5 protein-coding genes are annotated in these 8,995 nt (G+C 64.7%); 3 read left to right on the forward strand and 2 right to left on the reverse strand.

Annotated elements, in window-relative coordinates; translation table 11 throughout:
* Positions 1-50 precede the first annotated feature (50 nt).
* Positions 51-2,951: an EAL domain-containing protein gene (locus NMQ16_RS15040; protein ID WP_257081667.1), complete on the forward strand. Its 2,901-nt coding sequence runs from the start codon at positions 51-53 to the stop codon at positions 2,949-2,951.
* 114 nt (positions 2,952-3,065) lie between these two features.
* Positions 3,066-3,371, forward strand: coding sequence for a hypothetical protein (locus tag NMQ16_RS15045; RefSeq protein ID WP_069037728.1), 306 nt, complete (start codon positions 3,066-3,068; stop codon positions 3,369-3,371).
* 206 nt (positions 3,372-3,577) lie between these two features.
* On the opposite strand, the gene NMQ16_RS15050 is transcribed toward NMQ16_RS15045, so the two are convergent.
* Together NMQ16_RS15050 and NMQ16_RS15055 are read right to left on the reverse strand one after the other, a co-directional pair.
* Entirely contained in the window at positions 3,578-4,405 is an 828-nt protein-coding gene (locus tag NMQ16_RS15050) for a phasin family protein (protein ID WP_257081668.1), read from the reverse strand.
* 25 nt (positions 4,406-4,430) lie between these two features.
* Positions 4,431-6,017, reverse strand: coding sequence for an acyl CoA:acetate/3-ketoacid CoA transferase (locus tag NMQ16_RS15055; RefSeq protein ID WP_257081669.1), 1,587 nt, complete (start codon positions 6,015-6,017; stop codon positions 4,431-4,433).
* Positions 6,018-6,163: 146 nt separating this feature from the next.
* On the opposite strand from NMQ16_RS15055, the gene clpB reads away from it, so the two are divergent.
* A complete protein-coding gene (clpB, locus tag NMQ16_RS15060) occupies positions 6,164-8,749 on the forward strand; it encodes an ATP-dependent chaperone ClpB (RefSeq protein ID WP_257081671.1) in 2,586 nt (861 codons plus the stop codon).
* Positions 8,750-8,995 lie beyond the last annotated feature (246 nt).

Here is an 8,995-nt window from a genome sequence, read left to right on the forward strand (position 1 = left end):
GCCCGCATGAAGGTTGTCGAGTCGCTTGACTGGTGTGGCAGGTTTGCCCGATGAAAGCAGCGCAGCGCATCGCCGTCGCGCTGCTTGACCATGGGCGCTTGCCCTGGTTGGCTGCGATCGCCCTTCTGCTGGTACTGCATGCCCTGTCGCCACGTGCGCTGGAGCGCGCCGACCTGCTGGTGCACGATCTGCTGGTCGCGCAGGGCGTATCGGCCGACGCACCGGCCAGCGCAGTCAGTGCGCCGCTGGTGATTGCCATCGACGAGGCCAGCCTGAAGGCACTGGGCGCATGGCCCTGGCCGCGCTCGCGCCATGCCGAATTGATCGACGCGTTGAACCGTGCCGGTGTGGCCGGCATCGGCTATCCGGTCATGTTCTCCGAACCGTCGTCGGACCTGCGCGAAGACGGGCGCCTGGCCGAAGCGATTGCGCACGCCGGCAATGTGGTGCTGCCGGTTGCACCGGTGGCGCGGCCGGGCGGCGGCATCGACACGCTGCTGCCGCTGCCGGCACTGGCCGCAGCGGCAGCGCGGCTTGGCCATGTCGATGTCGAGCTCGACGCCGATGCGCTGGCGCGACGCCTCTTTCTCGAAGCCGGCGAACACCGTCCGCAATGGCCGGCATTTGCCTGGGCGCTGATGGATGTGTCACAGCCGCCGCGCCCGCTGGCCGGTCTGGGCCGGCAGCATGATGGCGGGGCGGCCGCCGCAGGGCGGTGGGTGCGCGACCATGAAGTCATCGTGCTGCCGTCGTCGCATGACTGGCCGCTGCGTCATATTTCCGCGGTCGACCTCTTGGCGGGGCGTGTGCCGCCGGAAACCCTGCGCGGTCGCACCGTGCTGGTCGGCGTCACGGCGGCAGGGCTGGGCGTGCCACTGGCGACGCCGATGTCCGGCCACGGCGCACCGATGACGTCGGTTGATTTTCATGCGCGTGCCTACATGGCACTGAACAATGGCGCGGTCGTGACTCCTCTTTCGCCGCGCTGGAGCCTCTTCGCCGGTCTGCTCCTGCTCGGTGCCGTCACGTGGGTGGGGCCGAAACGTCGCGTGCGCGATGTTGTGCTGGTGGTGCTGGCCGTGCTGCTGCCCTGGCTGGGCATACTCATGCTGCTCGATGGTCTTTCCCTCTGGTTGGGAATGAGCAGCGTCGCGATCGCTGTCACCCTGGGTGCGCTCGGCTGGCTGGCTACCCAGTCCTTGCGTCTCGGATTGCGCCTCAACCGTGCCAATGCCCGCGCCGATGCCACGCTGCAGGCGATTTCCGATGCGGTGTTCCGGCTCGACATGCAGTTGAACGTCCGCTATCTGAACCGGCAGGCGCTGGCGCTGGTCGGATCGACCATCGATCACATGCAAGGGCGGGCGCTCGGCGACCTGGTCGTACTCGGCCGCGACCTGCTGATCGAAACAACGGCGCTGGCAGAGCGCTGTCGCGATACCGCGCGATCGGTGACGCGGCCGGGTCACGTGAGCATGCCGGCAGGTCGTGACGGCCCCGCGCGCGCGCTGCGCCTGTCGGCCAGCCCGCTGTTCGATGCATCGGGTCGCATCGAGGGTGTCGTGCTGGTGCTCAACGATGTCAGCGATACCGTAGACGCAGCCGAACGTCTGGCGCATCAGGCAACACACGACGCGCTGACCGGCCTGCCGAACCGCCTTCTGCTGCGCGACCGGCTGCGTCAGGTGCTGGCGCAGCGCGACGCGGGCGTCGTTGCCGTGATGTTCGTCGACCTCGATCGTTTCAAGCGCATCAACGACAGTCTTGGCCATCAGCAGGGCGACGCCGTGCTGACCACGCTGGCCAACCGGCTGCGCGCGGTCTGCCGCGCCAGCGACACGGTCGCACGCTGGGGCGGCGACGAGTTCATGATCATCCTGCAGGGGCTGGGCGATCGCGAAGCCGTGTCTCGCGTGGCGGCCAAGGTGATGCATGCGGTCGGCCAGACGATCACGCTCGACGGCGTCGATTTCCGCTTCTCTTGCAGCATCGGCGTCGCCATCGCGCACGAAGACAGCAGCGATCCTGACGTCCTCTTTGCCATGGCCGATACCGCGATGTATCGCAGCAAGTCACAGGCTGGCGCAGCCATTCATTTCTACGCGCATGACATGATTGCCGGCACACGCGACTGGATCGAACTCGAATCGGATCTGCGCCACGGGCTCGAGCAGAATCGTTTCGAAGTGCATTACCAGCCGCAGTACGAATTGGCGACCGGTCGTCTGTCGGCGCTCGAAGCGCTGCTGCGCTTCCGACGCGAGGGCGGCGCAGGAAGCGAATTGCTGCAGCCGGTCGATTTCATTGCGGTCGCCGAAGAATCCGGCCTGATCGAGGAGATCGGCGACTGGGTGCTGCAGGCCGTCACCCGGCAGATCGCCGAGTGGTCGCGCCAGGGGTTGAACGTCGTACCCGTCGCGGTGAATGTGTCGGCGCGCCAGTGCCTCGGGCGTTCGCTGGTGCGTCGCGTGTCTGACGCGCTGACCCGCTCCGGCATCGAGCCCTCGCTGCTTCGGCTGGAACTGACTGAAACCACCGCGATGAGCGACGTCGATCACGTCGCTGCGCTGCTGGCCGACATCCATGCGCTCGGCGTGTCGCTGTCGGTTGACGACTTCGGCACCGGCTATTCATCGTTGTCCTATCTGAAGCGATTTCCGATCGACGAACTGAAGGTGGATCGGGCGTTCGTACGCGATCTGGTGCGCGACGCTGACGACGAAGCCATCGTGCGCGCGACGATCGCGCTGGCACATGGTCTGGGCATGCGGGTTGTGGCGGAAGGCGTCGAAAGCGAAGAACAGCTTTCGAGGCTGTCGGCGCAGGGCTGCGATGTCGTGCAGGGCTATCTGTTCTCTCGTCCGCTCAGTGCGGCCGACCTGCTTGCAAACAACATCCTGGGTAGCAAGCAGCGCAGCGAACCGCGTGCACTGAGGCTGATCAAGTCCTGAACCGGACGGAGAAGGGCAACTGAAGCGACAGCATCAAAAAGTGATTGACATCCGGATCGTAAGGGGTAATCTGTGCGTATTGTTGCACTGCAACATAACCAAAGGAGACTTACCATGACGACAAAACCCGATTTTCAGAAGCCGATGGAAGCAGTTCAGACACTGATGGCAATCCAGGCCCAGACCATTGCCAAGTCGATCGAGCTGCAGAAGAAATCCGGCGAAGAGCTGATGGCTTTCTTCCAGTCCGAAGCACAGAAGGCCGCCAGCCTGAAGACCCCGGAAGAGCTGATCCGCTTCAATGTGGAAGCCAACACCGCGCTGTTCAAGCTGCTGCAGGCGCAGGGTCAGACGTTCACAGCTTTCGCGACCGAAGCCGGTCAGGCCGCAATGGCATCGTTCAAGGGCTTGGGCAAGTAAATTTGCCGGGCCGGTTTTCCGGTCAGCAGCCTTTGAAAGAAAAACGACCCGGGTGGCTCAGGCCACCCGGGTCGTTTTGCATTCCGCTGGCGTTGCGGCAGCGCCGATCAGTCAATCGGCCGTCCTGCTGCGTGTCGCGGCGGGTTTCGCGGGTGCGGCCTTGGTCGGAACTGCCTTGGCCGGTGCAGTTGGCTTGGCGGCCGCTTTCACCGCAGGCTTCGCAGCCTTGGCGGCCGGTTTCGTGACCGNTTGGTCGGAACTGCCTTGGCCGGTGCAGTTGGCTTGGCGGCCGCTTTCACCGCAGGCTTCGCAGCCTTGGCGGCCGGTTTCGTGACCGTGCTGGCGGCCGGTTTTTCAGCAGCCGGCTTTGCGGTGACGGGTTTGCGCGCCGGTTCGGCGGCCGGCCGCGGTGCCTTTCTTGCGGCAGGTGCGACCGGCGCAGCGGCAACCTTCGGTGCCGTGGTCGGCTTCGATGTCGCATCCTCGTTCGGCGCAGCGGGCTCAGCAGCGGTTTCCGCGGCCATCTTGGGACGCGCCGGCGCAGCCGTCGCGCCGCCGGCAAACTGCTCGAACGCACTGCGGGTGAGCGCGCTGATATGTTCGAACGCACCGCGCGCCTTGTCTATGGCTTCCTGCATCGAACCCATCGATTGCGTGCTGGTGATCGGCATGCCGGCGAGCAGCTTGCGCAGGCTGTCCATCAGGTCGGAGCCGCCGCTGTTCAGCTGTTCACCGACCAGCCGGCCGAATTCCGCCTGTGTTTCCGACGTGATTTCCGCGATCTGTCGCGCGCAGCCCAGCATCCTTTCGGTGGTCGAGCGGGCCAGTTGCGACCGCAGTTCCACCTGATTCGCCGGTTCGCGCACATCGGCCAGCGCACGGGCGTTGGCCACGCTCTCTTCGAACAGTGCGCGGGCGGTTGCGACCTGCAGCTGCATGATGCGCTGAGAATTTTCCATCGACAGCTGCGCCAGACGCATCGCCGCCTCGATGTTCTTCTTCTGCAGCTCCGACATCTGCTCGGGATTGCTCATGGCACGACTCCTTGTGAGGTGAATGTCAAAGATTCTGCCGCCACTGCGCGTCAAGCGCCATGACGGTGTCGGCAAAGATGCCCGGATCCATCGTCCGCAGCGACGATGAAACGACGGGCAAGAATGCCATGCGGGACAGTACATCGCGATCGAGGTCGATGCCCGGTGCAATCTCGATCAGTTCGAGTCCGCCGTCGATCAGGCGGAACACGCAGCGTTCGGTGACGTAGAGTACCTGCTGGCCACGGCGGAGCGCCTCGCGGCCACTGAATGTACGGTGCTCGACCGCCTGCACGAACTTCATCTGGTCGCCATCGCGCCGGATGCGCAGCGCGCCCCGTTCGACCGCGATATTGCTTTCACCGGTCGTGAAACTGCCGGCGAACACCAGTCTGCGGGCGTTCTGCGAAATATTGATGAAGCCACCCGCGCCAGCCAGGCGCGAACCGAAGCGGGACACGTTCAGGTTGCCCTCGGCGTCCGCCTGCGCCAGACCCAGCACCGCGATGTCCAGTCCGCCACCGTCGTAGAAATCGAACTGATAGGGCTGGTCGATCACCGCCTGGGTGTTCACCGCCGCCCCGAAGTCCAGCCCGCCGGCCGGAATGCCGCCGATGACGCCCGGTTCGGCGGTCAGCGTCACGACATCGCCCAGGCCTTCTTCGGCCACCACCGATGCAACACCTTCAGGCATGCCGATGCCCAGATTCGCCACGTCGCCGGGTCGCAGTTCAAGTGCAGCACGGCGCGCGATCACCTTGCGGACGTCCAGCGGCATGGCGGCGAGCGCGCCCGGCGGCAGCCGTACTTCACCTGAATACGCCGGGTTGTAGTGCGAGGCAAAGGTCTGCATGTGATGCTCGGGTGGCGCAACGACCACGCAATCGACCAGCACGCCGGGAATTTTCACCTGGCGCGGATTGAGCGAGCCGCGCGCCGCGACGCGTTCCACCTGCACGATGACCAGACCGCCCGAGTTGTGCGCCGCCATCGCGACCGCCAGCGCCTCCTGCGTCAGCGCCTCGCGCTCCATCGTCACGTTGCCGTCGATGTCCGCCGTGGTGCCGCGCACCAGCGCCACCGTCACCGGAAAGGCCCTGTAGAAGAGGAAGTCCTCGTCGCCGATGCGCATGCGGGTGACCATGTCTTCGGTCGTGATCGCATTGATCCGGCCACCGCCGTGCATCGGGTCGACGAAGGTATCGAGTCCGACGCGCGTCAGCTGACCGGGGCGATGCGCGGCGATGTCGCGGAACAGCTGCGAAATCACGCCCTGCGGCAGATTCCAGGCCTCGATGCGGTTGGCGACGGCGAGTGCCTGGAGCCGCGGCACCAGACCCCAGTGGCCGCCGATCACCCGCTTCACCAGACCTTCATGACCGAAGTGGTTCAGGCCGCGCGAGTGGCCGTCGCCCTGACCTGCCGCATAGACCAGCGTGAGGTCGCGCGGATGCTGCGTATCGATGAAGCGCTGTTCGACTGCGATCGCCACATGTTCGGCGAATCCGATGCCGACGAAACCGGTGGTGGCCACGGTCGCGCCATCGGGAATGCGGGCAACCGCCTCGGCGGCACTCATGATCTTGCTGGCGTTCCTGGGTGTGGCGTTCATCGTGAATGGCGCGTATCGGACCGGCGCACTGTACCGGAGCCGCCGCGGCCTGTGCGTCGCGAATTGATCCGCATCAAACGCTGCCCGATTGAAAAGCGCAGTGTCTGCCCCAGATAGCGTGCAGACCATGATTAGGGGGACCCCCGATGCGCTTCGACAAACTGACCACCAAATTCCAGCAGGCCATCGCCGACGCCCAGAGCGTTGCGGTCGGCCGCGACCACCAGTACATCGAGCCGGCACACCTGCTGCTCGCGCTGCTCAACCAGGACGACGGCGCTACGACGTCGCTCCTGCAGCGCGCCGGCGCCAACGTCGCGCCTTTGAAGAAGTCGGTCGAAGAGGCGCTTTCGCGCATCGCGACCGTCGAGGGGCACGGCGGCGAGGTGCAGATCGGCCGCGATCTGACGAATCTGCTGAACCTCGCCGATCGCGAGGCGCAGAAGCGCGGTGACCAGTTCATCGCGTCCGAAATGTTCCTGCTTGCGGCGGCCAGCGACAAGGGCGATATCGGCCGTCTTCTGAAGCAATCGGGGCTGGACCGTACGACGCTGGAAAAGGCGATCGAGCAGGTGCGCGGCGGCTCGTCGGTCGGCAGTGCGGAAGCCGAAGGGTCGCGTGAGGCGCTGAAGAAGTACTGCGTCGACCTGACCGAGCGCGCCGCCGCAGGCAAGCTCGACCCGGTGATCGGGCGCGACGACGAGATTCGCCGAGCGATCCAGATCCTGCAGCGGCGCACCAAGAACAATCCGGTGCTGATCGGTGAGCCGGGCGTCGGCAAGACCGCCATCGTCGAAGGGCTGGCGCAGCGCATCGTCAATGACGAAGTGCCGGAAACGCTCAAGGGCAAGCGCGTGCTGGTGCTCGACATGGCCGGCCTGCTGGCCGGAGCGAAGTACCGCGGCGAATTCGAGGAGAGGCTGAAGAGCGTGCTGAACGAAGTGGCCAAGGACGAAGGCCGCATCATCATGTTCATCGACGAACTGCACACCATGGTCGGCGCCGGCAAGGGTGAAGGCGCGATGGACGCCGGCAACATGCTCAAGCCGGCGCTGGCGCGCGGTGAGCTGCACTGCATCGGCGCCACCACGCTGGACGAATACCGCAAGTACATCGAAAAGGATGCCGCGCTCGAGCGCCGCTTCCAGAAGGTACTGGTCGACGAGCCGAGCGTGGAAGCGACCATCGCCATCCTGCGCGGCCTGCAGGAAAAGTACGAGCTGCATCACGGCGTCGAGATCACCGACCCGGCCATCGTCGCTGCGGCCGAATTGAGCCATCGCTACATCACCGACCGTTTCCTGCCGGACAAGGCGATCGACCTGATCGACGAAGCGGCCGCGCGGATCAAGATGGAAATCGATTCCAAGCCCGAGGTGATGGACAAGCTCGACCGCCGGTTGATCCAGCTGAAGATCGAGCGCGAGGCCATGCGGCGCGAAACCGATGAGGCGTCACAGCGCCGCTTCGGCCTGATCGAGGAGGAAATCACCCGGCTGGCGCGCGAATACAACGACCTCGAGGAAATATGGAAGAGCGAAAAGGCGCAGGTTGCCGGCAGCAGCCACATCCGTGAAGAGATCGAAAGGGTGCGTGCGCAGATGACGGATCTGCAGCGCAAGGGCCAGTTCGACAAGCTTGCCGAACTGCAGTACGGCAAGCTGCCCCAGCTCGAGGCGCAACTGAACCAGGCCGAAAAGACCGGTTCGGCGAAGCCCGCCAACAAGCTGCTGCGCACCGAAGTCGGCGCCGAGGAAATCGCCGAGGTCGTGTCGCGTGCGACCGGCATTCCGGTCAGCAAGATGATGCAGGGCGAGCGCGAAAAGCTGCTGAAGATGGAAGACAAGCTGCACCAGCGCGTGATCGGTCAGGACGAGGCGGTGCGGCTTGTGTCCGACGCGATCCGCCGCTCGCGCGCCGGGCTGTCGGATGAGAACCGTCCGTACGGCAGCTTCCTGTTCCTCGGCCCGACGGGTGTCGGCAAGACCGAGCTGTGCAAGACGCTGGCCGAATTCCTGTTTGATTCGGAAGACCACCTGATCCGCATCGACATGAGCGAATTCATGGAGAAGCATTCGGTGAGTCGCCTGATCGGCGCGCCGCCGGGCTATGTCGGTTACGACGAGGGTGGTTACCTGACCGAGGCAGTGCGGCGCAAGCCGTACAGCGTCATCCTGTTCGACGAGGTCGAAAAGGCGCATCCGGACGTGTTCAACGTGCTGCTGCAGGTGCTCGACGACGGTCGCATGACCGACGGTCAGGGCCGCACGGTGGACTTCAAGAACACGGTCATCGTGATGACCAGCAACCTCGGCAGCCAGATGATCCAGCAGATGTCGGGTTCGGATTACGGCGTCGTGAAGCTGGCGGTGATGGGCGAGGTGAAAACCTTCTTCCGTCCGGAATTCATCAACCGGATCGACGAGGTGGTGGTGTTCCATGCGCTGGACGAACGCAATATTCAGAGCATCGCGAAGATCCAGCTCGGCTATCTGGAGAAGCGTCTGGCCAAGCTCGACATGGGGCTGCAGGTGTCGGACACCGCGCTGGCCGAACTGGGCAAGGCCGGCTTCGATCCGGTGTTCGGTGCCCGACCGCTGAAGCGTGCGATCCAGGAGCACATCGAGAATCCGCTTTCGAAGCGGATTCTGGAAGGCAGCTTCGGCCCGAAGGATGTGATCGTCGTCGATCTGGACGCCGGCGGTCAGTTCCGCTTCCACAAGCCGAACTGACGCAGAGCTCCGTCGCTGCAGAAGCGGTGGCCTGTGTGGGAGTGACCCCGGCGGGAGTGGCGGCCTGTGGGAGCGGCGGCGTCGCCGCGATCGTGCCGCGACTGTCGTTGTGCGGAGTGCGTATCGCGGCGAGGGCGGAGCGGTAATGCCGTTCAGTTAGCACTGTCAGATAAATTTTTTTACGCAAGTTGTTGTAAACACGGAAGATGGCTGTTAACGTCTGGCTCGATGCTTTCAAGCCAGCTC

The organism is Methyloversatilis sp. XJ19-49 (assembly GCF_024580145.1).
In the GTDB taxonomy this organism is placed as follows: domain Bacteria; phylum Pseudomonadota; class Gammaproteobacteria; order Burkholderiales; family Rhodocyclaceae; genus Methyloversatilis.